Below are 25,821 nucleotides of genomic sequence, written 5' to 3' on the forward strand. Positions count from 1 at the left end.
TTCACGCCTCCTTCATCCATACCTTCAAGTCCAGCTTGGAGACCGGAATATGAAAGCCCGCTTCCGTCCCCGTAATCGGATCGCTCACCATCTGAAAACGGGCCTGATCGTGATAGAACAGCCCGAGCCGCCGGTATACATTGCGTATCCCGATATGGCCGTCCGTCCTTCGGTCGGACCGTATATCCTCCATCAGCCTGCGGAGCTTCGCTTCCTCCATACCGACTCCATTATCGACGACCCGGATTTCCAGCGCACGCTCCGTCAGCCTCGCAGCGACCCTGATTTTGCGATTGTCCTTTCGGGCCTGAAGCCCATGTTTGCAGGCATTCTCCACGAGCGGTTGAATGCTCATTCTGGGAATGCGCAGGGTAAGCGCCTGCGGATCGATGTCGAAGGTATAATCGAACAGTTCGCCGAAGCGGAATTTCTCGATCTGCAGGTACATCGCCGTAAACTGAATCTCTTCCTGCAGCGGAACGAGGTCGTCCGCACGGGTGAGCAGCTGCCTCATGAGCAAGGACAAGTTCTTCATGATCTCGGCCACGTCGGTATACCCTTTTTTCATGCAGACGACCAGCAAAGCATTGAGCGTATTGAACAAAAAATGCGGATTCATTTGGCTTTGCAGCATGGACAATTCCGTGCGTACGCGTTCGAGCTCAAGACTTTTTTGCCGGATCTCCAGCTTGTAGACTTCGTTGATGAGCGAGTTGATTTTGCAGGTCATGATGTTGAAGCTCCCGATGAGAGCGCCGATCTCATCGCGTCCCTCCGGGATGTCGATCAGGTCGAAGCACTCGTTGCGTACCCTGCCCATGTGCTTGGAGAGCTTTTTGACCCGGTAATGATAGGAGCGGAGAATGATCCAAATCAGGAGCGTAGGCAGCACCGTGCTTGCGACGGCCAGCCACTGTATGGAGCGGTGGGCGGCCGCCAGCAGCGCATCGATGCGCCGGGTATCGGCGAAGCCGACCAGCTTCCACCCCTTCACATAGTTCAAGCTCGCAATGGGCCGCTCCATCACTAAACCGGATTCCGGGTCAACGGGCTGGAATGACGGATGGGCCGGGTTCTGCTCGCCCGGCTCCCCGAAGCCAGCGCTGGCGGCCACAACCCGGTTCTGTTCATCGACAAGTTGAAGCTGAAGGCTTCCGGTCTCCCGGCTCAGAATGCGGTCCACTTTGTCCACGTTCAGGTCGATCTTCAAGTATTTGGCATACTTCGAATAAGAGGAGAACTTGTTCATCCGGGACACGACGCTGATGCGCCTGCCGGGGTTGAAGCTGCGGTCGTCGTGGTAAGCCGTGAAGGAGATGCTTCCATCTGTGCGCATCAGCCGCTCCAGCCATGGCGTGTTCTCGCTCCCGGCACCGATGACATGGTAGTGCGTACCGGTCTGTATCGTCGGGTTATCCGCATAGATGCCGATTTCAAGAATATTCGGGGAGGAAGACTGATAGCGGGTCAACTTGCCCCGCAGGGAGCTGTTATATTCTTCGTAGTAATCGACCGGAGAAGCATACGCGCGATCAAGGGCCTCGTATATCGAATTGTCGCTTGCAATCGAATGGCTGAGTGCCACGCTTTCCTCGATCATGCCCAGCAGCTCCCCCGAAGCCCTTTCGATCGACTTGCGGAGATTGTCTTCCTCGCGGATCCGAATATCGGCAGTATGGCGTTGATAGAAGAAGATATTGAGCGTAATGATCGGGAGGAGCACACAGAACAAGTAGATCAGCAAAAATTTATACTTGAGAGGAATGTCATTTACTTTATGGAATATCCGGCTTGGATTCCGCACGCCGCTCCCCCCTGCATTTCGATTTATAAACAGAAGGCGACTCGCCTGTAAGCGCTTTAAATTTATCGGTGAAATACTCGGCATCGTGGTAACCCAGCATGGGGGCGATTTCGGAGACACGCAGTTCGGTTAGGCGAAGCAGCTTGAGGGCTTCGTCGATCCGCAGCCGGTGGAGGAATTCGTTGAAGCGCATGCCGGTTTCCCGTTTGAACTGCTGTCCGAAGTAGACGGGACTGAGATGAAAGCGCCGGGCCAGATCCTGAAGCCGGATTTTCTCGCGGTAATGCCGCTTCAGGTAGGCGACCGCCTCCGCTGCGACGCTAGGGTTCGCCAAGGGGGAGCCTTGCTTCCCCGCGAGCCGCCCGGACGTCTCGGTCCACAGCCGCTTCAGACTCTCGCCGGACCATGCATCCGCACCGCCATCCTGTCCGGGCAGCATCTGCCGCAGCCAGCCGTCTTCCTCAGCGGCTGCTTCGCCTGACGCGGCATACCGGCGGAGCAGCTCTCCGTGAAGATGTCTGACCGCTGCCTGAACCCAGCATTCCTGCGCCCCGGATCTCTCTAATAGAAGAATCAGTGTGTCCGCGGCGCGGCTGACCCCTTCCACGTCCCCCGAATCCATGGCATGCAGAAGCGTCCCTGTACATCTTGTCAGATCCTCGAGACGGAAGGATGGAGCAGCCGGGTGCTCTTGGTATCGGTGCATGCCCGTTCTGCGGCCGCAGAGCATGGACTGCCGGCGGGTGGCCATCGTCTGTCGGTACAGCTCCGGCAATCCGGAGAGTCCGATGGCCGCCCTGCTGCAGTAAACCGCAGCATGCTCAAGCTGCTCCGCCAGCATGGCAGCCGTCCCGGTCAGCCGGGATTCGAACGCCTCTCCGCTGGATCCGCCATCCAAGACAAGCAGGCCGGCGCGGCCCGGCGCTTCTTCGAATGCCAAGAGCTGCAGCCGGTCCGGAAATTCGGCTCCGGCCATGGTCTGCACCCGGGGGAGCAACGACATTCCGTCATCCCCCCTCCCGGGATCTCCCTGCGCAGCTTCAGCGATCAGCAGACCGCATCGCGTCCCTTCCCGGACGCCGAGCAGCCGGGCTGCTGCTCCGGCTGCCGCCGGTCCTCCCTGTTTCAGCAGGCTGACCACGGCGGCTGCCGCCGCTGCGGCCTGCTCCCTTGGGGCCGCGTCTCTCTCCAGAAGACGCTTCTCCAGCGGCCCCGTCTGCTCCAGCAGCAGCTTGTGAATTTCTTCCGGCACGAGCGGTTTCAGTACATAACGGTCCACCTGGTAGCGCAGGGCCTGCTGAGCGTAGGTGAATTCCGAATAGGCGCTCACAATCACCGTCATGGGACTGACGCGCAGCTCATCTCTCATGGCCCGGATCAATCCGAGCCCGTCGAGAACGGGCATCCGGACGTCGGTGAAGACGAGATCCGGTTCATGGACCCGAATCCATGCCAAGGCTTCTTCCCCGTCCGTCGCCGTTCCGCAAAGCTCGTAGCCGCAGCTCTGCCAATCCACCATGGTTTTCCAGCCCTCGAGCATCAACGGTTCGTCATCCACCACCAGAACCTTAAACATCCGTTTCACCTGCCTCTTCTTTTATTGCAAGATAGGATTGTCCTTTTTACTCACAGGGGCATCAGCGCTTCGCGGTATTCCTGCGGGGTCATGCCCGTCGCCTTTTTGAAGAAGCGGGTAAAAGAATGCGCCGCCTCATAGCCGACCGATACGGCCACCTCGCGTATTTTGTGCTCTCCATCCCCCAGGAGCTCCTTGGCCCTTCGGATTCGGCACTGCTCGATATAATCCGATAGGTTCACTCCTGTCTCCTGTTTGAATAACCTGGATAAGTAAGACGGGTTGAAGAAATGGATTTCCGCCAGCCGGACCAGGGACAGGTCTTCGTGCAAATGCCCGGCAATGAATCCGCAGATTCTGTCGATGATATGCGTCGTCCGGTCCCTTTCATCCATCTGCCTCACGCTGAATATACGGTCAGCAAGGCTGTGCAAATAGTCGAATCCGTCCCTCATGGAGGGGTGTTCGTCGAGGCGCATCAACTTGCTGTAATCACCGATTTGACCCTGCAGCCTCCAGCGGTTGATACAGGAGAGCAGAACGAGGGCGACCGAATAATAGGCCTCGATCGTTTTTTGTACATCCCCCTTCCTCTGCAACATGCTGCTCGTCATTTCCTCCAGGCATTGGAAGAAGTCCTCTGCTCTGCCGGCCTCCAGGTGGGATTCCAGAAGTTCCGCCTGCAGCCCGGTTCGCGACCCTTCTTTGATCGGAACGGGATCCCCTTGATCCTGTCGGTCCGTTAAGATCATGGCCGCCCCGTCACCGATCTTCATCTGCTGCAGCTGGCGGAGCCGTTCATACTGCGCGGTGACGGCGTCCCATTCACAGGAGGCGCCGCTTAGGGTGAAGAACATCGTGAACCCGAGGGAGGACTGGCAGGCTTCCTGGATCAGCTCGAGCGTTCCCTCCAAGTAACGGATGAAGTGCTCTCCGAACTTCTTTTCCTTTTTATCAGACATCTGAATGAACCACAGCATATCTTCGTGCTTGTCCAGTACTCCGATGCTGCGCACATACTCGGACAGGAAGGAACTCCAGATGATTCTGGCGGAAGCCAGCATCCCGCTTCTTTGGGCATACGTGCTCCCTTCGGGATACGCTAAGCGGCCAAGAGCCAGCACAACGGGAACATTCGGATCGAGCGGGATATGAAACGTATTGAAATGGCCGGTCAGCACCTCCGGATGCTTAGCAAGGAGATGGCTTTCCTGCAGAAGGTGGCGGATATAGCCTCCTTGCGCCATGAAGTCAAACGCATCCCGCTGCTCATGCGACCGCTCGACTAAGGCATTCATTTGACTGCTTTGTTCTAATTCCAGCATGACCTCTTGAACGGTTTGGGTCACCTTGGCGTACCCTTCCGTTTTGAGCAAATACCGGACGTGGGGCATTTGAATCGCCTGGTAGGCATAGTCGAACTCACTGTAACCGGTGAGAAAAATAATTCTGCACCTTGGCCAATACGATTGGATGGACTTGGACAATTCGAGGCCCGTCATTCCGGGCATACGAATGTCCGTCAATACCATATCGATACGGGTGCGGGACAGCCAGTTCAGTGCTTCTTTGGCCGAATAAGCTTTGCAAACATCCAGGTGATCCGGCGTGAGCTGGCGGAACACCTCGTACAGTCCGTCGGTGATGATTTCTTCGTCATCCACAATCAGCAATCGGTACATACCCATCCTCCTCTTTCGTGAATGATCCGAATCTCGACCCGCAATCCCTTCATCCCGTTTTGCGACAAAAAGAGGCCGCTGCCTTCCCCGTAAGTTAGATGGATCCTCCGGTGAATGTTAATCATCCCCGTCATCTCGCTCTCCGCCGTATGAACCAGACGATGTTTCATGGCCTCGATCTCTGCAGGGGTAATGCCCTCTCCGTTATCTTCTACGATGATCCTCGCCTCGCTGCCATGCGACTCAAAGCAAATGCGCAGGAACCCTTCCCCATCCATTTCCTCCAGACTGTGCTCATAGGCATTTTCTATGAGCGGCTGCAGGATGAGCTTGGGGACACGGATCCGCTCCATGGCTTCCGGCAGTTCATCGAACTGTACGCGGATGCGCCGGCTGAAACGAAACTGCTGAATATCCGTGTACATCCTGGAATGCCTGATCTCTTCCGACAGCCATACATGGTCTTCCCCATTGCGGGTAATGAACCGGAAATACTCCCCAAGCATATGGGTGAATTGTTCGATTCTCTCAATATCCCCGGTTCGGGAGAGCGAGTTGAGAATAAAAAAGCTGTTGTAGAGAAAATGCGGATTGATCTGGGATTGCAATTGCTTCAGCTCCGCCTTCTGCATCATCAGCTTCTGCTTATAATCCTGATCAATCAGCGCCTGCAGCTTCAACAGCATCTGGTTGAACCGGTGATACAGATATCCGAATTCATCCTTCGGTTCGTGTTCAATCCGCATATCGAGAGCACCTTCTTCCATTCGTTTGAAGCTTTTCAAGAGAATCAGCAGGGGCTTATGTACATACCTGTAGGTGGAAAAGGAATAGATGGCGACCGCCACCAAAGAGGTAAAGGCGAACAGCCACGCCCAAGTATAGAACCTGCCGAGCGGCCTGCTGACGGCTTCTTCAGGCATATAGGCCACCGCGGACAATCCCAGTGCACCCGAATAGACACGATCAATGTGATACTTCATGCCTTCGGAATGGACATACAACGTATCGGAGCTTGCTGCCCTCGCCTCCCGCAGATAGCTTTGGACCACAGGAGCGGCCTCCTGACCGCTCGTTACGGTGAACCCTGCTCCGTCCGAGACGAGAAACGTACCGCTTTCCGGATTGATGTTCATTTGAAGCAAGGACTCCCTCAGCTTCTCCATATCCAATTCGATCTGCACTGCGAACAGGGGCCCCTCGCCCATCTTCCCTCTTTGCTTCAACGCACTGAGATGGAGGGAATCCCTCCACCAGATCAGCCGGCTTTCCTCTCTTCCCGGTTGAGAACGAAACCAGCCGAACCGCTCTTGATCCAGCTCGTCCACCGCAAGCACCGCAGAGACGGTTTTATTCGCGGATGGAATATGTACGCTGATATCCTTGATATAAGCACTGGTATTCTTAACGGAGGTCAGCCGCTTCCGCAGATCATTCAGGCTGGCTCTCCGGTCCACAGGATCCATCCTCTCCCAGGTGACCGTAAGCTTATTCAGGTCGGGATCTTCCAGAATATCGTACTGCTGGAGCTCCATCCAGCTGATCTCCCGATTCAGATCCTGCAAATAGTGGGACAGCCGTGTGATGGAGGTTCGGGATAACTCTTCACTGGCGTTCGTATAGCTCCACTGGTATAGATATATCCCCAGCGCAAGAATGGGCGCGATCACGATGACATAAGTGAAGAGCAGCCGGGCAAAGATAGAACTGCGCAGGGTTCTTGAGTGAATAGGTATCAACAAAAATGCCTCCGTAACCGTTAGGATGGTATGATCTCATGATGCGCGGCGGCCGGCGGCCTAATCCGTTTCAGAGCGCTCCCTGCCCTTCTCCGCACGCCACCGGTTCACCTCCTCGGTCATCCGGTCTCCGCCCAAGCGGCGCCACTCTTCTACGAACCGGTCAAACTCATCGATCGGCCTGCCGAGAATGATTCGGATAAATGCTTCATCCTGCAGCTCATTGAGGATCGATTGCCTGTCCATCATCGTGTCCGTCAGGGCCCCGTTAAACCCATCCGTCAGGAGTTGGTGATTGTGTTCATACCCGTCAATGATTCCATAAGCACCGTTCGGACCATAGATCTTCTCCCATCCCCAACCAGACTCCTTATCCGGGCCTCCGGATGCATAGGCGTCCAGGCGCTTTTTGATCGCCCTGGCTTCCTCTTTCAGGAAGGAGAAGTCTCCTGTACGGCGCGCCTTGTCCAGCTGCTGAAAGGCCTCCAGGTTTTTCCTGGCCGGATAGGGAGTGACCGGAGACAGCTGCCATACGGGAAGAGGAGAGATATAGTAGGTTTCGTACGCTGCCGATGCTCCCCAATTCTTCTCCAAGTGAAGATTGAATAGCTGGACGACGGCTTCCGGGTGCGGCACGTCTTTCCTTACCGCATAGAACTGCCATGTGCTGAAGCGCAGTGGAACTTGGGGCGGCGCTCCGGACTTGGATACAAGTGGAAAAGCCTGCCACTCTGAGGAAGGGGCGCTACCTCGGCTCCCCTGCACTCCAAACGCACTCCACTGCTCCCCATACAGCATGCCGATCTTACCGGCAGCGATCTGCTTCCCCACTTTGGTACTATCCTTCATTCCGAATTCACTGTCAATTTGCCCGCTGCGGTACATGTTCTGGAGCTCCAGAAGCGCGGTTTTCACCTCGGGCTGAATGCCTCCATATTCAAGCTCCCCAGATGAATTCTTCACCCACAGATTCGGAAACGCCCCATAGCCGGCCATGAAGCCCGTGATTCCCATAGCGGGATCCCATAGATTCTGGGTCACCGCAAGTCCGAAGGTATCCGGCTGTCCATTCCGGTCCGGGTCCCTCGATGTAAACGCTTTAGAAATAGCGAGTACGTCATCGATCGTTTGCGGCGGCTGGAGCCCGAGCCTGCTCAGCCAATCCGTGCGAATCCAGATCAGCTGGGCCCGGTCGATAGAAGAGTTCGTCTCTGGAATCGCCATTAATCTGCCATCGATCGTGGCCGCATCGAAGGGGCCGCTCCCCTCCTGACTCAGAATGTCTTTGGTCAGCGGGGAAGCATACTGCTCATACACCTGGGACAGCTCCTGGATTAACCCCTTGTTCGTAAGCAGCCTCAGCTGCTGCGCATTCACCTTGACCACATCCGGAATATTTCCTGACGCAACCGCCACACCAAGCTTCTTCTGGTACAAATCCCCCTTGGCCGTCCAATCGTACTTTATTTTAATCCCCAGCTCCTGCTCATAGATCCGGGTCCACCGGTTATCCCCCAGCGTCTCGCCCTGCAGTTGACGGAGCAGCTCCTCCAGACCGTCCGTCTCGGCTCCGACAAAGGAGACTTCAACCGAGCGATGAGACCCGGCTGCTGATTGCACGCCTTCAGACTCTGCCCTAGGGCTGGTCTCCGTGCCGCTCCCGCCATCGCATGCGGACAGGATCAGGACGGGGAGCATGGCGGTAAGTATATAATGAACGATGCTCCTTGCTGGCATCTGCAAATGACATGACCCCATTTCTCCTTGTGTGTATGCTGCCACCCGCTGTTCTTTTTTTCATTTTCATTATCCAGGCTTACGGAAGGGAAGACAATACACATTTCTTTATTTCCTTACCCATTCTTTACTAAAAATTGAAAATAACTGTACACCGTCAGGAAATGTGATATGATTCGTTGCGTTACAATTCAGCATCCGCGGCGATTCGGATGCATTTGCGGCCAGTTAATATGATAGCGGTTACAGAATGGCCGCAAGCCGCCGTACTTGTTGAAAGGAGGTGTATACAAGCTACCAAGCATAGGCTTTTCGGTTCGATGGAAAGATCAAACAAATGGAGGTAATAGGTTTATGATCAGGAAACTGAGCGTTTTTGTATTCGTTCTCACCTTACTGTTGAGTGGGCTGCCGGGAATGTCTGTTCATGCGGCGAACAGCCCTCTCGCTAAGATTCCAGGTAACTCCAATCCCCTGATGGACCATAAATTAGGGGCCGATCCGTTCACCCTGGTCTATAAAGGCCGAGTGTACGTCTATATGTCCAGCGACGCGTATGTATACAACAGTAACGGAACGGTCAAAGAGAATGATTTTAGCCCGCTCAATAAAATTCAGGTCATCTCTTCCGCCGATATGGTGAACTGGACCGACCACGGAGCCATTCCAGTCGCAGGATCTAACAATGCGAATAACGGAAGCGGCATTGCCAAGTGGGCCTCCCTCTCCTGGGCGCCGTCAGCGGCATACAAAACGATCAACGGGAAGGATAAATTCTTCCTGTATTTCGCCAACGGCGCATCCGGTATCGGCGTGCTGACTGCGGACTCGCCGATCGGCCCTTGGAGCGACCCGCTCGGTAAAGCTCTGGTTACTACAAATACACCGGGCATGTCCGGCGTTACCTGGCTTTTTGACCCGGCCGTACTGGTGGATGATGACGGTACAGGGTATCTCTACAGCGGCGGGGGAATCCCGAATACCTCGGATCCGGCTTCTGTCGCGAATCCCAAAACGGCCCGGGTGTTAAAGCTGGGAGCGGACATGACCAGTGTTGCCGGAAGTGCGGTAACCATCGACGCCCCTTACATGTTCGAAGATTCCGGAATTCATAAGTACAACGGCAAATATTATTATTCGTACTGCATTAATTTCTCGGGTACCCACCCTTCCAATTATCCGACGGGCGAGATCGGCTATATGGTGAGCAATAGTCCTATGGGGCCGTTTACTTACAAAGGGCATTTTCTGAAAAATCCATATACCTTCTTCGGCGTAGGCGGAAACAACCATCATGCGGTGTTCAACTTCAACAATCAGTGGTATGTGGTCTACCATGCCCAAACGGTCAGCAAGGCACAGCTTGGAGAAGGAAAAGGCTACCGTTCTCCGCATATCAATAAGCTTGTGCATAATGCGGATGGCACCATCCAGGAGGTTCAGGGCAATATGGCAGGCATCTCCCAAACCGCCAACCTGAATCCGTATACCCGGGTCGAAGCCGAAACGATCGGGTGGCAGGCCGGCGTGACAACCGAAAAAAGTCAAGCAGCCGGAGGTCCCATTGCGAATCTCAATGTAACGAATATCCATAATGGAGACTGGATCGCAGTAGGCAACGCTGACTTTGGTACCGGAGGCGCCAAGACGGTGAAGGCGAGCGTAGCCTCTACGGCAGGCGGCAAGATCGAAGTGCGTCTGGACAGCGCAACCGGGCCCCTGGTCGGCACGCTGAACGTCAGCCCAACCGGCGGAGCGCAGGTCTGGAAGGAGATCGAAACCGGCGTAAGCGGCGCAGCGGGCGTTCACAAGGTATTCTTTGTTTTCACCGGATCCGGGACCGGCAGCTTATTTAATATGGATTACTGGCAGTTTACTCCGAATACCGCCGGAACCAGGGTGGAAGCGGAGTCGATGACCCTGGGCGGCAGCTATGCCGGTAAGGTCAGTTCCCCTTTTTCGGGAGCCGTTCTATACGCTAATGGGGATTATGCCGCCTACACGCAGAATTTTGCCAACTCCACGCACAGCATTTCAGTACGGGGGGCCTCGAGCAGCTCTACAGCCGCGAGAGTAGACCTTCTCATCGGAGGAACGGCCGTCGGCTCCTTTTATTTTACCGGAACGGCGCCGACGGTTCAGACCTTGTCCGGCATCCCCCATGCCACTGGAAATCAAGAGGTGAAGCTGATCATCACCACGGATAACGGCAGCTGGGATGCCTATGTGGATTATATCGAATTTCAATAACACTTAGTAGGAGGCCATTTTCATTCTCAAGAGAGGACAACTAGAGACATTGTATCGGCTTGGCTGAGATTTTTAGATCACATTTCCAATATATTCAGGAATGGTGGCACAATAATAAGGCACCAGAGGCAGCCGGCCCTAAGATGATACCGCTCCCCTTACGGTAGACAGGTGAAATAATAAAACCTTCTACAGTAAGGGGGCTTTTTCGTGCCTAAAAGAAAACGTTATCACTTGACATTTACCACAAGTCCGAATTATGATTAAATAACCGAGCGTTTAGTTATTTAGCTAATAGCAAATTGGAGACGATACACCAATGCAAGCCCATAATTCGACGCAACTTGAGACACTCGTCCATCAGCAGCTGAGGGAATGCAGCCAAATCTTCCTTGCCTTGGCCGACCCTATCCGGCAAGATATTATTATGATGTTAACGAAACACGATTCGCTCAACGTCGCTCAAATCGTTGAACGATCGCCAATGTCCCGATCTGCCATTTCCCATCATCTGAAAATATTAAAACAAGCCAAACTCGTCACTTCCACAAAAGTAGCCACCGAAATTTATTACTGCCTGGATATCGAGGAACCGGTGCAGCAGCTGAAGGATTTCCTCGCAACAACCGAATGCATCATCGAGATGAAGACTACCGGGGCCGAATGAGGCCCTCTCTTTACTGACTAAATAACCAAATAATTAGATGGTTAGTTGTTTTGTCTTTAGATAATTTATTAATTTAGGGGGCTTCATTCTCATGCAAACCGTCCTGATTACAGGCGCATCTAGCGGCATTGGCAAAGCATTCGCTGAATTGTTCGCCAAGAAGAATTACCGCATCATTCTTGCATCCCGTGACGAAGAGAAGCTTAACCGTATCGCTCAACAACTGAGGGACAGCTACGGCATCTCTACGATGACAATTCCCGTTGACCTGGCGCGGAGTTGCGGTCCCGTCCTGCTTCACGAGCGACTAAAGGAACTAGGCATCGTGATCGACGTTCTCATCAACAATGCAGGGATCGGCTCCTTCGGACTACTACATGAGCAAGACGTGAGCTCCGAGCTTGAGATGCTGCAGCTCAATGTCCAGTCGCTCTCGCACCTAATGATGTTGTTTCTTCCAGACATGGTCCAACGCGGAAGTGGACACATGCTGAACGTAGGTTCGACCACTTCGTTCTACGCCTGCCCGCTCAGTGCGAACTATTCCGCTTCTAAAGCATTCGTCCTTTCACTCACCGAAGCCGTTGCGAATGAGCTACAGGGGACTGGGGTCACCGTTACCGCATTATGCCCCGGGGCTACCGAGACAGACTTTTTCCGGAGCTCCAAGATGGATGGTCAAAAAGTGGCCGATCCGAAAAAGCTTATGAGTCCGCAAACCGTTGCCGAAATTGGATACAAAGCATTGATGGGCAAAAAAACATTCATTGTCCCCGGCTTCCAGAACTGGTTACTCACCCAAGCGCCGCGCTTCTTTCCAAGAAAGATTGTCACCCGAATCACACGAAGTGTACTGGAGCAAAAGCTGAACACGATATCGCGGTGATTTCCCCTTACTAAGGCTCCCTTCGGGCGACTCGGAGGAAGCCTTGCCACGGATCGGATCTCTATCGTAAAAGAAATAGGGCAGCCCCACTCTCCTGGCCGCCTTGACCGGCATCAACCCGTCGCTATACGAAGCGGCCGAAGTCGACGGCGCCTCACGCTGGAAGCAGACGCTGCACATCACGCTTCCCTCGCTGATCCCCATCACCGTCGTGGTGAGAGGAGACCGGTCTGTACCGTTCCCCGTTAAGGTTCGTACTCGGGTAAAGACCGGAATGGATAGCTCCACAGTTATCCCATCGCGGGTGCCAAACCTGCCGCCACAACCACCAAAACTTCCTTCGCCCTGGCTTCCGCCGGTTGATCTTGCGGATGTCTGCTCCACTCGAATGCCGCCCCAAAGATGCCCCAGCTTGTAATGAGGGCGGTGGTCTCCACCGTCTCTCTTGAATTGGACGGTTCCGTTTGTTTACTTAACCAGCTTAATAATAAGTCATACAGCTCCTTTTGCATCGCGATCTCAAACAACGGTTCAAACTGACGATCGCCTATCGTCATATACTGCCGAGTACGGACAAGAAAATCGAAAACGATTAATATAAGCGCCCGCAGGCTCCCTATATCGGATAAAGCAGCATTGGGCAGCTCATTTTTCAGCTTTTTCTGAAATTTTTCTCTCATCCAGCACTCAAGAAATGCGTACTTGTCTTCGAAATGCGCATAGAATGTGGCCCGATTTACGGTCGCGCGAGCCGTAATATCCTGTACAGTAATGGAATGGATATTTCTCCTCTGTTCAAGCAATTCCATGAAGGCTTGCATCAACAGTTGACGTGTCCGTTTTACGCGGGGATCATTTGCGTTGGTCGGCATGTTTTGTTTCTCACCTCAAAATGTAGTCAGTGTGCGATTGTCATTAAGTAGTAAGGACAACAGATAGGTCGATGTGTTGTCTAAGCTACGAAAATGTATGATTGCTGGTTGTGCAGCTTAAGCCGCTTACCCTAAGATTAACACTAACAGTGCAGCTTAAACAACACTGTTGGATTGATAATGATCTTTCGTTGATCGAAAACAGCTCCAATCCAAAACAGAAAGGATGAATGGTATGATCGTTATAACCACTCCCTCCGGCCAGATTGGCCACCAGGTCCTTGACCACGTCCTTCATAGCGGGGAGGCTGTCCGTGTAATTGCGCGAGATCCTTCCCGATTGTCGCAACGCGTGCGCGAACGGGCGGAAGTCTTTCAAGGGTCGCACAGTGACTTACATGTCGTTACGGAGGCGTTCACTGGTGCAGACAGTGTGCTCTGGTTGGTACCGCCGAACCCTGGAGCCGAGAATCCCATGGATTATTATTTGGACTTTACCCGGCCCGCTTGTCAAGCAGTCAAGAGTCTCCATGTGAAACGAGTGGTAGGAGTGTCAAGCATGGGTCGTGAGTTCGGAAGAAACGCCGGGCTATTATCGGCGGCATTTGAGATGGACGATCTAATAGAAAGCACAGGCGTGAGCTACCGATCGCTGCGTATGCCGTACTTTTTAGAAAATTTGCTTCTCCAGCTCAAGACAATCAAAAACCAAGGAATGTTCTTTATGCCTAATACGGGAGACCGCAAGCTCGTGGCCTGCGCCACCCGAGATATCGCCGCCATGGCTGCCAAGTTGTTGCTCGATAAATCCTGGAGCGGCCAAGACAGTGTTCCGGTATGTAGTCCTGATCCTTTGTCACCACATGACATGGCCCATGTCATGTCTGAAGTGCTGGGACGGTCTATCCGCTTTGGGCAGGTCTCGCCTTCTGACTATAAAACAACACTAATGCAATTCGGGACGGAGGCTTGGGCACAGGACTATATAGATATGGTGAATGCTCAAAATGAGGGTATCTATGACAACGATTTCCACAAAGCACAGCCCGCTGGAACAAGCTTCCGTCAGTGGTGCGAAGAAGTGCTCAAGCCAGCTGTTCAAGCTTAACCTCAGGTCTGCTTTCAAACGGTAAGACCACTTATACTACAAACTTGTTCTTGACATGTACGGCTAAAGATATATGTTCTTGTCATGCACTTTGGACAAGAGCATATATCTTTAAAATGAGAAAAGCCGCATATTATGCGGCTTAATGAATATATGTTCTTGTCCTCCGGCAGTTAACGTATCTGCCTTCCACATCCGGTATTCATTCCTGGACTGCTACCCGCAGGCCGATGGTTAAAGTGTTTTAAGGCTTCTTTAGAATGGCTTAAGGATCATAAGCACGGTAATGGCGATCATCAGCAGCTGTGACGCCGTCTCGACCGGTATGGTCTTTTTCATCAATCGACCGAGCTCGTCGGGTAATTTATCCCCCCATCTTGGTTATGACTATAAGCCAAACTCCGGTAATAATAAGTACGGCTCCGCCAATTTTAGGCAGGATGGCAAGCTTGTTCGTTACATCAAAAGCAAAGCGCAACTGGCCGGCGGTTCTAGCGGACCTTCGGATGTAGGGTAACACGAAGGCGGGACCGATTACCGCAATCGAAGCCAATATATGAAAAACGAGGAGCCATCCCAACAAACTGATCCTCTCCCTTCTTCCTCCTTAGCTCACCGGAATATCGCTTTGATAGGCGAGAGCGACCCTTTTTCTCTTAAAAGGCCCTCCGGGCTCAATATGGTCCAGCATGCATTTCACGACATCATCATAAGCAACATTCAGCTCTTGAAGCCGGCTGAACAAGTAACCGGCTATCTCGGCCTCGGAAAATTCATTGATCGCCTTCGGAATGGATATGGGCAAGGTTTCCGTTGTCACATGCAGATGAACCGGCGCCGCAGGCTCTATCGAATCCATCATCGTTCCCGGACACATAACGGACCAATCGAGCTCAGAGCGTAGGAGTCGTTCAAAATTCCGGTTGTGATTTTTATACTCGGGCGGGAAGCCGGGCAGATTGTTGCCAATGAGGTCCGTATATGGAATATCCAGCAGGCCGGCACCTCCCATTACCCATACCCTCCCGGAAAAATTAGGGTGGATTTCACATTGGCTTATAATGTTATCAACAAGACGAACGAACTCATCTCCTTGACCGGCATGGCCGGCAGCAATAATAGCGGCGTCTTGATGCGAGAGCGCCTCGCCGACGCTTACTGGGTTTATGATATCGTCCACGATCACTTTCACCTGTTTTGCCGAACGCTCTCCTTGCTGTTCATAAAACTTCCCTGGGTTTCGCACGAATGCTGTCATTTCATGTCCCATGTTAACCCCCTGCTCCAGTGCTCTTTTACCCGTATTTCCTGTTGCTCCGAAAACAATAATTTTCATCATGCTTTCCTCCTTTTATTTATGACTCCCGATAGTTGAGTAGTTCATCTCTGGATTGACTCAAGCTTAGCATCGTTTAAAAATCTTGATAAGAACCCACTTTAATGTAGGGTCCTTACTTAAAAGTAAGTATTAAGCAGAAAGGGCAATCCAAGTTGGTCCATGGCAAAATCGTAAAGGAATATGGACTGAAAAAAGCAAAAGCTGCCAGGGCAAATCCCGTGGCAGCTTTTGCTATGCGATCTTGAAATTAGTATGCAAATGAATGGAACAAGCATTAAGAAGCAGAGTCTTCATATTTCCGCTTATTATGTTTTTCTCCCCAAGCACACATGACTTCTGCTACAGGGATCAATGTTTTGCCATATTCACTAAGGGAATATTCTACTTTTGGAGGGACGGTGGGGTAGACCGTTCTATCGATGATGCCCTCTCGTTCCAAGTCCCGCAGATGTTGTGAAAGCATTTTTTGAGATACATCAGGTATAAGCTTTTCCAGATCGTTGAATCGTTTATTGGATTGTATCAAATGCCACAATATCATTGGTTTCCATTTGCCGCCTAGAACATGAATGAGGGTCTCCACTGGACATTCAAGCTGATGAATCATTGATCGATCATCCCCTTACCTTTAAGTAAGTTCATTACCTTAAAATATTGACCTAACAAAATTTTACAGGTTAGTTGCAAGCCGGTCAACAAAAAACGAACTTCTTATTGGGATGATCGGATTTTCACCAGTGACGAACAACTCCCTAAACGAAGAATGACAGTTCTGTATTTCCCCCACCCGCTCTGTTGCCGATACGTACCTTATCCAAGGGTCGCATTTAGGGTACAAAAATTACAAAATTTCACCTTTTAAAGCAAGAATAGTTCATATATATTCTGAAAATGCACTAGGCATGAATCTCAAGATCCCCTATCTTTACAGCTAAAGGAGGTGAGGCTCAACCTGATCGAAAGCGCTTAACAGTCGGTAGCTCCGTTAGGTGACCAGCTTTTGTAACTAACCAAGCGAAAGGAAGGATTCATTAATGAGCTTACGATGGCCAAAGATGTGTAGTTATTTGCTGATTGCTCTGCTGGGGCTGCAGGTGTTCAGTGCAGTATTATTGGCTTCCCGTACGGAGGCGGCGGCAGGGAGTGTACAGAACGGCATTCAGTTCAAGGACACGAACGGCAATGTCATTCATGCCCACGGCGGCGGCGCCATCAAGGTAGGCAGCTACTATTATTGGTTCGGAGAGAACCGCAATGCGGACGGCACGTTCAACGCGGTTTCCTGCTACCGGTCGAGCGACCTGAAAAACTGGGAATTCCGGAAGGATGTTCTGACGAAAAACTCGGCAGCGGAGCTGAATATCTCCAACATTGAGCGGCCCAAAGTCATCTATAACAACTCCACCGGTCAATTCGTGCTGTGGATGCACTGGGAGAATGGCTCCGACTACGGGCAGGCGCGCACCGCTGTCGCTTACTCCAGCACGGTCGATGGCAGCTACACCTATCACGGCAGCTTCCGGCCGCTGGGTTATGACTCCCGCGATATGACGGTGTACAACGATAACGGGACCGCGTATTTAATCTCGGCGACGCGGGTTAACGCAGATCTTAACATTTACAAGCTGACTCCTGACTTCCTTGGTGTAGAATCCCTTGTGCAGACGCTGTGGGTAGGGCAGTATAGAGAAGCGCCAGCCATGTTCAAGCGCGGCAGCGTCTATTTCCTCATCACCTCCGGCGCCACAGGCTGGAATCCGAATCAGGCGAAATATGCAACAGCGACAAGCATTACAGGCACATGGAGCGGTCTCGCTAATTTTGGCGACAGCACGACATTCGATTCACAGAGCGCCTATGTGCTGCCGGTGGAGGGCTCCAGTACAACCTCCTATCTGTATATGGGTGACCGCTGGGCCGGAGCCTGGGGTGGCAAAGTGATGGAATCCCGCTATGTCTGGCTGCCGCTGTCGTTCCCTTCGAACACGTCGCTCTCCATGAGTTGGGGCAGCTCGACCACCATCGATTCGAGCTTGGGTACGATAACGGCTTCCTCCCCGGCCATCGACACGAATGCATACTACATTATTGAAAATCGCAACAGCGGAAAAGGCTTGAACGTCCGCAGCTCGGGTACAGCCAACGGAGATGACCTCGAGCAGTGGACGAATACCGGACTATACAGCCAGCAGTGGAAGTTCGTAAGCGCAGGCAGCGGCTACTACAAGCTGGTCAACCGGAACAGTTCCAAGCTGATTGGCGTCGAGAGCGGCTCCGCAACGGATGGAGCCATCATTGAACAGTGGTCCGACGGCAGCTGGACCAGCCAGCACTGGCAGATCATCGACGGCGGCTCAGGCCATTTCAAGCTGAAGAACCGCGGCTCAGGCAAGCTGATCGACATTTCTGACAGCTCACAAGCAGATGGTACCCGTGCCATACAATGGACGGACAACGGCGGTAAAAACCAGCAGTGGAGACTGCTGAAGGTCGAGTAGTATGCAGACACACCCTGCTTAAGCTGCGAAAAGCCGGCTCCTTCATTGCAGAATGGAGCCGGCTTTTTATCGTGGATCAAGGAACTGATTTTGTTTAAACGTATCCTCAACTGACGGGGCATGGTAAAATAAGGGTGGAAAATCGAAGCATACTTTTGGGTGAATATAGGGGGAATGATGATGACTGAGTCCCGGCCCTTCGGCACAGCAGCGCAGTGCAAGCGCGCCGCCTCTTTGGATTTGGCCCGCGGCGCAATGCTGCTCCTTATTGTGCTGGCACATGTGCCGCTCTATCTGTATGCGACGGAGCCAGGTATCATGCAGCGGGTAGCGAGCGGCTCCATCCTCGACCAAGCCGTTAACCTGTTCGGGGTTCTCGTCATTGATAACCGGGCCAGAGCCATGTTCGCGACACTTTTCGGTTATGGTCTCGTGTTGGCTTATGAACGCCAAGCAGCCCATGGAACTCACCCGCAGATCGCCCTCAAGTCGATCCGTCGGCGTTCGGGGTTCTTGATTCTATTCGGTATTGTGCTCGCAGTTGTCATTGGCGGCCAAGATATTCTGATGGCTTACGGTACAGCCGGGCTGCTCGTTAGCTCGCTGCTTACGCGGGAGCAGCGAGCATGGAAGCGCGCCTTCGTGACTGTCACGACGTTATATATCTTATTCGTCCCGATCTTCTGGGGATTCAATATGCAGGAAATGGGCAGCTACGGCTTCCCTCCTGAGGTAACAGCCGAGGATACGTACCTGCATTCAGCCCTCATCCGTCTCACCTCGTTCCCGACGATCCCCATTCTCATTCATGTCCTGTTTCCAATTCTGCCCTCCGTGCTTCTCGGCATGTGGATGGCCCGGCTTCGGCTATTAACGGAACCTCAGCAGCAGTCAAGGACGATTGCCTCGATTATTCGGATCGGATTGCCGGTCTCCTTGCTCGGGGCGTTGCCCGTAACGCTGCTCGGCACTCTCTGGCAGCCGGCCTGGTTCACGGCCGGCCTCGCCCAAGGCTTGCACATCCTAACCGGAATCGCAGGCGGACTTTCTTATGCGGCGGTCTTCGGCTTACTCGGCGCGATGCTAGGGAAGCCTATAACATGGGCCCGTGCTGTCATGGCCGTAGGAAAACGTTCCTTAACGTTCTATGTGTGGAATGAGGCGGTGCTCGTGCTGCTCTTCTCCCCTGTCGCGCTGGATTTAGGCGGACGGTTGAGCAATGCTGCTGCCGCTCTGATTGCTGTAGGCGTCTGGGTGTTATCGGCTCTCTTAGCTGCAGGCTTAGAGAAGATGAACAAGAACGGGCCGCTCGAGGCATTGTTGAGGCGGTTGATAACAGCTTCCAACTCACATGATTATACCACTTAGAAACAACGGTACGGGTAAATATAAGTTTACTGGGGATGGAAGTCATAGCCGGAATCCGGAACTGATAGGGAACCTTAGGGTCCGCCACGCCCCCTCCTAGAACGTAACGCTCCTCTTCCATCATTACTGATCCTCTACTTTGAGCAGGATAAACCGTGCCCTGGTCGTCTTGGAATACCCACTCCGATGCAATGGGGTCGTTTAACAGCCTTCCCTCAAGGTGCAGGGTACCTTCGCTTTGCTCTACATCAGGATTCTCATTGGGCTCAAGCGTGAATCGTCTGAGTATGAATTCATCACCGGCTGAACGGAAGGCTAGGGTTCCTCGCCTAGTCTCCCTGGTTCGAAGCTTATTTTTGCGTTCTCGGGTAGATAGCGAAATGTGTAGCTCCACAGCATCGTCCCCCGCTTCGTACCCGGTATGCTTGAGGAGGTCATTATACTATCGTTGTGAGGGAATTTCCGTGCATTGACAGATTCCACGCACTTATGCTCCTTTCCTATTCCAATGAATAAGACGAGAAAGACTGTAAAAATCTCAGCGATCAAGGATTTATTTTCATAAAGAGTTCTGGTTCTTGCTTTTCTTGCTTCTCTTCTCTCCGTCAAGGGATTGGCCACTTGAAACTGTGATTCTATGGAATGCAAAAAAGCACCCATCAGGTGCTTTGACCTTCTCCAAACCCCATTTGCCGCGTTGACCTGCCGGTTACTTGAACGACCACCTGAGAATTTCGAGTTACAAGGATGTCTTATATCTCCAGCTACTGCTAGCGGGTGTTCTCCAGTTGGATCAATTTCATTTGCAGCATCCAACAATCCCTGCTCACACTTGTGGCAGTTATACTGTAAGGCGTTCAATTAACTTGACTGGTATTTCCTTTTGAAAGAAGCTTCCGCTTATGGATCGGACGAACAATTCCCTGCCAATGTCCACTAAGGGAATTTCAAAAGTTGTGATATTTAATATCTTAGCGATCGGTTGGTTGTCAAACCCGACGATGGCAAGTCTGGATGGCACATCGATTCCTCGTTCTTTGCAACATGCCAAAATCCCGCTTGCTACTTGGTCGCTCGTAACGAGAAGCGCAGTTGGGGGAGTGTTCATCGCCATCAATCGTTGCACGATCCATTCGCCGTCTTCAAAATGAATGGCGTCATAAAAGATGTAATTCGGATCAAACGGTTCACCGATGTTATTCAAATAATCCCGGTAAGCCAGTTCCCTTTGTTTACTGCTTGTTCCAGATTTTCTGGCCAAGCAGCAGCCAATCCTACAGTGGCCCTTGGCGTTTAAATACGCTAACGCTTCCACACAACTTTTATAATGGTCGACAAAAATAGACGAGACGGCACGCCCTCTTGCATCTTCAAATACAATAATTGAACCGTAATTGGCGTACTTCTCTACAATTTCCCAATCGCTAATTTTTGAACAAATAATCAGGGCGTCTATTTGTTTCAGTTTTAGCATCTTTAATGCTTCTAACTCTCGATGTTCTTCATAATTGGTTTGAATCAGCACCAGATTATTGTTATTCTTCAAGGCTTCCTCGGCGATTCCTTCGACAACGAGACCGAAATAGGGCCTTTTTATAGAGGGAACAACGACGCCTATGAGATGGGTCTTTCCCTTAATCAAATGTACGGCGTTAATGTTCCGTTCGTAGTTTGTTATCTCCATTGCACGTAGAACAGCTTCTTTTTTTGCGACGCTTACATATGGGCTGTCATTGATTACGCGTGATACCGTCGTAACAGATACTCCGGCTAATTTTGCAACATCTTTAATATTTGCCATTATTCGCACTCCCTCCCCTAATAAATTTCTTGACATGAAAAGCATTCCATAAATTACATTGGTTTTGCAAGCCTTGCAAAAATAAATGTTTTAGCCGTTAGCTAATCTCATTCAAAACAAAGAGGAGAATGACACAATGAAATGCATCATTTTTGATCTTGACGGTACGATCGGAAATACATTGCCGCTTTGTATTGCCGCTTTCAAGAAAGCAATTGAACCATTGGCGGGCAAAGCCCTAAGCGATAAGGAAATTATCGATACCTTTGGCCCTTCTGAAGAAGGAACTGTCCAAGCTTTAATACCAGCATACTACGAACAGGGAATAGAGAGCTATTTAAGACACTATCGCGAATTGCATTCCATGTGTGCCGTTCCATTCGAGGGTATGACAGAGGTTCTTGACTACATAAAAGACATGAATGTACGACTGGCCTTGGTTACGGGAAAAGGTGATCGAAGCACAGAGATTACGTTGGACATGTTCGGTATCCGATCGTATTTCGAGGCGATTGAAACCGGATCTCCTCAAGGGCCAAGAAAAGTTCAGGGGATTCAAAGCGTGTTGAAACAACTTGGGATCGCGACCGTGGATAGTATATATGTTGGGGATGCACCAAGTGATATAAAAGCATCGAGGGAAGCAGGAGTTCCGATTGTGTCTGCCGCGTGGGCGGAGACTGCTGAGCCAGAGCTGCTGCAACTGCTTCAACCCGACCAACTGTTCACGACAATACAAGAGTTCAGGCAATACATTCAGCAGACTATTGGCAGGGGTGGCGTTGAATCCATGCTGCCGATGTAACGCGTCACTTCTCCCCCCCACCGGAAGTCGACAGCCTGCGTACAAACTTCCGTTATTTTAATAGAAGCTATGGTAAACTATGAACAAACCTGGGCAGGCAAGTACGCAGAATGAGTCCTTAGCCGTTTTCCCAAGGAGAAGGAGATGGAAAGGTGCCAACCAAGGGAAATCATGGGGTGAAGTTCGTTTATTATGCCAATACAAAGGTTTGGCGCGTTTCGGTGGCGGGGACCTTTAACGGCTGGAATTATCTGCGCGGTGACATGCAGAACATAGGAGGAAAGGCTTGGGAGCTGGAGCTGAGCCTGCCGAAAGGAAGACATCTTTACAAGATTGTCATCAATGAAGAAGAATGGATCGTGGATCCGCTCAACCCCAATATTTCGGAAGACGGTCAGAACAATTCGGCCTTTACCGTGACGGAGGATGGAGAGGTGCTGATCCGAACAACCGACATTTCCGCACAGCGGCCCAACTATATCTATCAAAACTTCACTGCGGTGCAGAGTCCGGAATGGATCCAAAAATCAGTCATCTACGAGCTTCACCTCAGAGCGTTCGGCAAGCATGGATTCAAGGGGCTTATGGAGAAATTGGAATACCTGCAGGAGCTTGGCGTCAATACCCTATGGATGATGCCGTTTCAACAAGTCGGAAAGCAAAAAAGACAGGGCACCTATGGGGACCCCTACGCAGTGCAAGACTATTATTCCATTGACGCGAGCTTCGGGACAGCAGAGGATCTGAGGGCTCTAATCGGTAAGGCACACGGAATGGGAATGAGAATGATCATGGACTGGGTCATGAATCGCGGAAGCGTCGACCATGTATGGACGGGTAGCCACCCTGAATACTTCACTCGCAATGGTCAGGGTGAAGTCTATTACGAGGTTCCGAACCGGGATTACTTTGCGGGCTTGAACTTTGATAACAGCGAGATGAGAAAAAGCGTGATCGACGCCATGACACATTGGGCAGCCGATTTCGATTTTGACGGGTTCCGGTTGGACGATTCGGATATCACACCGGTAGATTTTCTGGAGGAAAGCAGACATGCGCTCAGCCGGATCAAGAAGGACATCGTTCTCATCTCCCAGTCTTATGACGAATATCACCACATGGTCGCATGTGACTTGACTTACGATGGCAGTTTGCGGCTCCTGATTCAGGATATGGCTGAAAACAAGGTAAGTCAGAGTGATTTTGCGCGAGTCTATCACTCCTATAAGTACAGCTTTCCCAAGGGTGCCCTGCGCATGAGGTGGCTGGAGGAGAAGGAGCAGACAATAATAAGGGAAATCTTTGGAGAACATTTGTCCAAGGCGGCGGCGTCCGTTCTGCTGACGATGGACGGTGTTCCTATGATCATGATGGGCCAGGAGTTTAATGAGCGAAGCTTACATACATGGACTTCCTTATTCGAGGAATATCAACTGGATTGGAGTCATTTCGATCAGGAGCTGTTCGAGCATTACCGATTCCCCATCGAGCTCCGGACCCGGTCCGCAGCCTTTTGGAACGGTGAATTGGAGTTTATCGCAGCTTCCGAAGATAAGGTATTGTCTTATGTGAGGAGCTCTGAGACAGAGCAGTTTCTGGTTATCGTCAGTTTTTCGGAGAACCCCCTGCTTGCTCGGTTGGACATCGAACCGGAGATACGGAATCCTTTTCTCGTTCACGGTGAATTGATTTATCGGACCGGCAAGGGGACCCATTCTATCTCTGAAGACGGCGACGGGATAAGCCTAGATCCATTCGAAACGCAAATTTATCGGCTGGAGCCCCATCATTGAATCTGAGTTCGACCGGATCGTTCATACCAAAAGGCCGTTCGTGCGGCCTTCTGCTACCCTCGGGAAGCTGTGGGAAGAGCCTATAGGCTCTTCCCTATTCTTGTACTCCTTTCCTTCGGAAGTCAAAGGAATCGCCGGGTAAATGTAAGGTGCGATTATTTATTATCACAGTATCCTCGTCCAGCCATTGTATTTCGGCTCGATCCTCCCTGTATTCCCAATACATATTCTTGGGCCCCTCGAGCTTGCCATTACTGTTTTTAATCATCTCAGCCCGCACGGCGTAGCCCGTTGTTGCCCCGCCATTAACTCGGTAAGCCTTAATGATATAAGTACCACCAGGCGAATGGGATTCCAAGATCAACTCCCCTTGGGGCAAATGATTCGTGCTGTAAATAAAATAATAAAAGGCATACGAGAGAAGCGATAAAACAAATAAACTTATAACTAAAATAACCAATAATACGTTTCGTTTGATTTTTTTAGCTTCTTGACTCGATTTGTCATCGTTCCATCCTATGTCGGTCACCGGATCACCTTCCTTGTTCGCATAATAGAGCAGCTGCCCGCGGCAACCGTTTCTTTTGCCTTTTGGATCACTTCGATGTGAATATGGATTCATAATTGGAAAATTTGCCGAAAATAGGCATACACCTGAGCGGAACAAGCATTCGTACAATATAAATGGTTGTGTATACTCAATATACTCGATGTGAAAATGGATCCGGTGAATCGAAGAATCATTTATCTTCAAGTAACTGTAGGATAAAGGATTGTGATTCGAATGTCGATCAAACGAGACAAATGGATGCAATATCGCATCCTAAAGGATGCATCCTCTCTCGCCTCGAGGCTGCCTGAAACTCGGCTGCTCAAGCTTAACGAGTTGGTAAAGCAGATGCAGCAATATCAAAGCCTCGTCCTAAAGCCGCGTGCCGGGAGCTTCGGTCGGCACATCCTGTTTATTACCCGACACGGAGCGAACGCCTATCGTATTCATAGCGAAAAGAAAACGGTCACTATGAAAGATAACAAGCTGTTACTTAAATGGATCGGTAAAAAAACCGGAAAACGTGGATATATTGTCCAGCGGCGCCTGCAGCTTGCTCAAATTCAACACAATCCGTTCGATCTTCGGATCATGGTGCAGCGAAGAAAAGGCACTTCGTCCACTTGGAAAGTGACTGGCTCATATGCAAAAGTAGCGGCGAAGGGCTATCTCGTCACGAATGTGCCCAGCGGCATCATTCCGGTACCTTTGGCTCTGAAATTAGCTCGCTTCGGTGATCGAAGCTTGATCGTCCAGGCTGAACGGATCGCGCTGTTGGCTGCTCGACACCTGGGTGAGCATTTCCCCGAGCTTAGGCAGGTCGGGTTTGACATCGGCATTGATAGGAAACGGAGAATTTGGATCATCGAAGGCAATTATTGGCCGGATTTGCGCCCTTTTCGGCTATTGAAGGATTCCTCGATGTACTACAGAATACGATGGTATCAAAAGCATTAAAACAGCGGACCTTTTCGGGTTCGCTGTTTTTGCGTGCAAACCTTCGTGAATGCCGGACGGACGTGCATTTATAAGCTTATCCACATCTATACCTTACCAAAACTTTTCCAACGTCATAAACTGAACTATGTCGTTAAGAAGGGAGGGAGCCGGTATGGGATGCAGGGGTTGTAAAGCTAATGCTTACCCACCCGTTCAGATCTTTAACTCTACGTCATTTAATGCGTCCGGGAAAGTTGAATATGCATCTATCTTTTGTTCCGACGACAATTATAGTGTTCAACGTGACGAAACTTGGACAGCTTCGGGCCGTGGAGTCTGCTTAGTGACGAAAATCAGCGCAACTGTTAAAACCCCAAGTGGAAATATTCAAGCGCAGCCATACACTT

Annotated in this window: 21 protein-coding genes and 1 pseudogene; 11 read left to right on the top strand and 11 right to left on the bottom strand. The window is 51.3% G+C overall.

Annotation, left to right across the window (positions count from 1 at the left end):
- Window position 1 precedes the first annotated feature (1 nt).
- From O9H32_RS17590 to O9H32_RS17610, 5 genes are read right to left on the bottom strand one after another with little or no spacing between them, the layout of a single operon-like run.
- Window positions 2-1,804: a sensor histidine kinase gene (locus O9H32_RS17590; RefSeq protein WP_269867433.1), complete on the bottom strand. Its 1,803-nt coding sequence runs from the start codon at window positions 1,802-1,804 to the stop codon at window positions 2-4.
- The gene (locus O9H32_RS17595) at window positions 1,776-3,380 is read right to left on the bottom strand and encodes a response regulator (protein ID WP_269867434.1); all 1,605 of its coding nucleotides are present in this window, start codon (window positions 3,378-3,380) and stop codon (window positions 1,776-1,778) included. Before O9H32_RS17595 ends, O9H32_RS17590 begins: the two co-directional genes overlap by 29 nt.
- A 50-nt stretch (window positions 3,381-3,430) precedes the next feature.
- Entirely contained in the window at window positions 3,431-5,062 is a 1,632-nt protein-coding gene (locus O9H32_RS17600) for a response regulator transcription factor (protein WP_269867435.1), read from the bottom strand.
- Complete coding sequence (locus O9H32_RS17605) at window positions 5,047-6,801, bottom strand: sensor histidine kinase (protein WP_269867436.1); 1,755 nt, start codon at window positions 6,799-6,801, stop codon at window positions 5,047-5,049. Before O9H32_RS17605 ends, O9H32_RS17600 begins: the two co-directional genes overlap by 16 nt.
- Window positions 6,802-6,861: 60 nt before the next feature.
- Complete coding sequence (locus O9H32_RS17610; protein WP_269867535.1) at window positions 6,862-8,499, bottom strand: extracellular solute-binding protein; 1,638 nt, start codon at window positions 8,497-8,499, stop codon at window positions 6,862-6,864.
- A gap of 393 nt (window positions 8,500-8,892) precedes the next feature.
- Here O9H32_RS17610 and O9H32_RS17615 point away from each other — a divergent pair, with 393 nt between their 5' ends.
- The 4 genes and pseudogenes from O9H32_RS17615 to O9H32_RS17630 form a co-directional block, all read left to right on the top strand.
- Complete coding sequence (locus O9H32_RS17615) at window positions 8,893-10,788, top strand: carbohydrate-binding protein (protein ID WP_269867437.1); 1,896 nt, start codon at window positions 8,893-8,895, stop codon at window positions 10,786-10,788.
- 319 nt (window positions 10,789-11,107) lie between these two features.
- Entirely contained in the window at window positions 11,108-11,455 is a 348-nt protein-coding gene (locus O9H32_RS17620; protein ID WP_269867438.1) for an ArsR/SmtB family transcription factor, read from the top strand.
- A 91-nt stretch (window positions 11,456-11,546) separates the two neighbouring features.
- A complete protein-coding gene (locus tag O9H32_RS17625) occupies window positions 11,547-12,341 on the top strand; it encodes an SDR family NAD(P)-dependent oxidoreductase (protein WP_269867439.1) in 795 nt (264 codons plus the stop codon).
- Between the two features lie 94 nt (window positions 12,342-12,435).
- A pseudogene (locus O9H32_RS17630) lies at window positions 12,436-12,558 on the top strand (ABC transporter permease subunit); the annotation flags it as partial.
- A gap of 73 nt (window positions 12,559-12,631) precedes the next feature.
- Here O9H32_RS17630 and O9H32_RS17635 read toward each other — a convergent pair.
- Window positions 12,632-13,213 carry a TetR family transcriptional regulator gene (locus O9H32_RS17635; RefSeq protein WP_269867440.1) on the bottom strand — a complete coding sequence of 194 codons (582 nt, stop codon included), beginning with the start codon at window positions 13,211-13,213 and terminating at the stop codon, window positions 12,632-12,634.
- 235 nt (window positions 13,214-13,448) lie between these two features.
- Between O9H32_RS17635 and O9H32_RS17640 the strand changes: the two genes are divergently transcribed.
- Together O9H32_RS17640 and O9H32_RS32785 are read left to right on the top strand one after the other, a co-directional pair.
- Window positions 13,449-14,321 carry an NmrA family NAD(P)-binding protein gene (locus O9H32_RS17640; RefSeq protein ID WP_269867441.1) on the top strand — a complete coding sequence of 291 codons (873 nt, stop codon included), beginning with the start codon at window positions 13,449-13,451 and terminating at the stop codon, window positions 14,319-14,321.
- A gap of 286 nt (window positions 14,322-14,607) precedes the next feature.
- A complete protein-coding gene (locus tag O9H32_RS32785) occupies window positions 14,608-14,838 on the top strand; it encodes a hypothetical protein (protein ID WP_319946941.1) in 231 nt (76 codons plus the stop codon).
- Between the two features lie 90 nt (window positions 14,839-14,928).
- Here the strand turns inward: O9H32_RS32785 and O9H32_RS17650 are convergent, their stop codons facing one another.
- A complete protein-coding gene (locus O9H32_RS17650) occupies window positions 14,929-15,657 on the bottom strand; it encodes an NAD(P)-dependent oxidoreductase (protein WP_319946942.1) in 729 nt (242 codons plus the stop codon).
- A gap of 277 nt (window positions 15,658-15,934) precedes the next feature.
- Window positions 15,935-16,267 (bottom strand): winged helix-turn-helix transcriptional regulator, encoded by a 333-nt coding sequence (locus tag O9H32_RS17655; protein WP_269867443.1) that lies wholly within the window; start codon window positions 16,265-16,267, stop codon window positions 15,935-15,937.
- A gap of 427 nt (window positions 16,268-16,694) precedes the next feature.
- Between O9H32_RS17655 and O9H32_RS17660 the strand changes: the two genes are divergently transcribed.
- Both O9H32_RS17660 and O9H32_RS17665 read left to right on the top strand, forming a co-directional pair.
- Window positions 16,695-18,158, top strand: coding sequence for an RICIN domain-containing protein (locus O9H32_RS17660; protein WP_406627340.1), 1,464 nt, complete (start codon window positions 16,695-16,697; stop codon window positions 18,156-18,158).
- Between the two features lie 180 nt (window positions 18,159-18,338).
- A complete protein-coding gene (locus O9H32_RS17665) occupies window positions 18,339-19,526 on the top strand; it encodes a DUF418 domain-containing protein (protein ID WP_269867536.1) in 1,188 nt (395 codons plus the stop codon).
- Window positions 19,527-19,841: 315 nt separating this feature from the next.
- Here O9H32_RS17665 and O9H32_RS17670 read toward each other — a convergent pair whose 3' ends face one another.
- Entirely contained in the window at window positions 19,842-20,387 is a 546-nt protein-coding gene (locus O9H32_RS17670) for a hypothetical protein (RefSeq protein WP_269867445.1), read from the bottom strand.
- On the bottom strand, window positions 20,368-21,327 hold the full coding sequence (locus O9H32_RS17675; RefSeq protein WP_269867446.1) for a LacI family DNA-binding transcriptional regulator: 960 nt from the start codon (window positions 21,325-21,327) through the stop codon (window positions 20,368-20,370). The genes O9H32_RS17670 and O9H32_RS17675 overlap by 20 nt, the downstream gene beginning before the upstream one ends.
- 136 nt (window positions 21,328-21,463) lie before the next feature.
- Here O9H32_RS17675 and O9H32_RS17680 point away from each other — a divergent pair, with 136 nt between their 5' ends.
- Window positions 21,464-22,132, top strand: a complete 669-nt coding sequence (locus O9H32_RS17680) for an HAD family hydrolase (RefSeq protein WP_269867447.1) — start codon at window positions 21,464-21,466, stop codon at window positions 22,130-22,132.
- 152 nt (window positions 22,133-22,284) lie between these two features.
- Complete coding sequence (locus tag O9H32_RS17685) at window positions 22,285-23,925, top strand: alpha-amylase family glycosyl hydrolase (RefSeq protein WP_269867448.1); 1,641 nt, start codon at window positions 22,285-22,287, stop codon at window positions 23,923-23,925.
- Window positions 23,926-24,019: 94 nt separating this feature from the next.
- Here O9H32_RS17685 and O9H32_RS17690 read toward each other — a convergent pair whose 3' ends face one another.
- Window positions 24,020-24,547 (bottom strand): DUF5412 domain-containing protein, encoded by a 528-nt coding sequence (locus O9H32_RS17690; RefSeq protein WP_269867449.1) that lies wholly within the window; start codon window positions 24,545-24,547, stop codon window positions 24,020-24,022.
- 162 nt (window positions 24,548-24,709) lie between these two features.
- Here O9H32_RS17690 and O9H32_RS17695 point away from each other — a divergent pair, with 162 nt between their 5' ends.
- Entirely contained in the window at window positions 24,710-25,432 is a 723-nt protein-coding gene (locus tag O9H32_RS17695; protein WP_269867450.1) for a YheC/YheD family protein, read from the top strand.
- The last annotated feature ends 389 nt before the right edge of the window (window positions 25,433-25,821 follow it).

The organism is Paenibacillus caseinilyticus (assembly GCF_027533645.1).
Lineage (GTDB): Bacteria > Bacillota > Bacilli > Paenibacillales > NBRC-103111 > Paenibacillus_G > Paenibacillus_G caseinilyticus.

What these genes read in the sequence shown, in the direction of transcription:
- O9H32_RS17625 (WP_269867439.1), top strand. Translation starts at nt 11,547, where the DNA reads ATGCAAACCGTCCTGATTACAGGCGCATCTAGCGGCATTGGCAAAGCA.
- O9H32_RS32785 (WP_319946941.1), top strand. Translation starts at nt 14,608, where the DNA reads ATGGCGATCATCAGCAGCTGTGACGCCGTCTCGACCGGTATGGTCTTT.
- O9H32_RS17650 (WP_319946942.1), bottom strand. Translation starts at nt 15,657, where the DNA reads ATGAAAATTATTGTTTTCGGAGCAACAGGAAATACGGGTAAAAGAGCA.
- O9H32_RS17600 (WP_269867435.1), bottom strand. Translation starts at nt 5,062, where the DNA reads ATGTACCGATTGCTGATTGTGGATGACGAAGAAATCATCACCGACGGA.
- O9H32_RS17595 (WP_269867434.1), bottom strand. Translation starts at nt 3,380, where the DNA reads ATGTTTAAGGTTCTGGTGGTGGATGACGAACCGTTGATGCTCGAGGGC.
- O9H32_RS17655 (WP_269867443.1), bottom strand. Translation starts at nt 16,267, where the DNA reads ATGATTCATCAGCTTGAATGTCCAGTGGAGACCCTCATTCATGTTCTA.
- O9H32_RS17615 (WP_269867437.1), top strand. Translation starts at nt 8,893, where the DNA reads ATGATCAGGAAACTGAGCGTTTTTGTATTCGTTCTCACCTTACTGTTG.
- O9H32_RS17610 (WP_269867535.1), bottom strand. Translation starts at nt 8,499, where the DNA reads ATGCTCCCCGTCCTGATCCTGTCCGCATGCGATGGCGGGAGCGGCACG.
- O9H32_RS17660 (WP_406627340.1), top strand. Translation starts at nt 16,695, where the DNA reads ATGAGCTTACGATGGCCAAAGATGTGTAGTTATTTGCTGATTGCTCTG.
- O9H32_RS17635 (WP_269867440.1), bottom strand. Translation starts at nt 13,213, where the DNA reads ATGCCGACCAACGCAAATGATCCCCGCGTAAAACGGACACGTCAACTG.
- O9H32_RS17680 (WP_269867447.1), top strand. Translation starts at nt 21,464, where the DNA reads ATGAAATGCATCATTTTTGATCTTGACGGTACGATCGGAAATACATTG.
- O9H32_RS17620 (WP_269867438.1), top strand. Translation starts at nt 11,108, where the DNA reads ATGCAAGCCCATAATTCGACGCAACTTGAGACACTCGTCCATCAGCAG.
- O9H32_RS17675 (WP_269867446.1), bottom strand. Translation starts at nt 21,327, where the DNA reads ATGGCAAATATTAAAGATGTTGCAAAATTAGCCGGAGTATCTGTTACG.
- O9H32_RS17665 (WP_269867536.1), top strand. Translation starts at nt 18,339, where the DNA reads ATGACTGAGTCCCGGCCCTTCGGCACAGCAGCGCAGTGCAAGCGCGCC.
- O9H32_RS17695 (WP_269867450.1), top strand. Translation starts at nt 24,710, where the DNA reads ATGTCGATCAAACGAGACAAATGGATGCAATATCGCATCCTAAAGGAT.
- O9H32_RS17690 (WP_269867449.1), bottom strand. Translation starts at nt 24,547, where the DNA reads ATGAATCCATATTCACATCGAAGTGATCCAAAAGGCAAAAGAAACGGT.
- O9H32_RS17640 (WP_269867441.1), top strand. Translation starts at nt 13,449, where the DNA reads ATGATCGTTATAACCACTCCCTCCGGCCAGATTGGCCACCAGGTCCTT.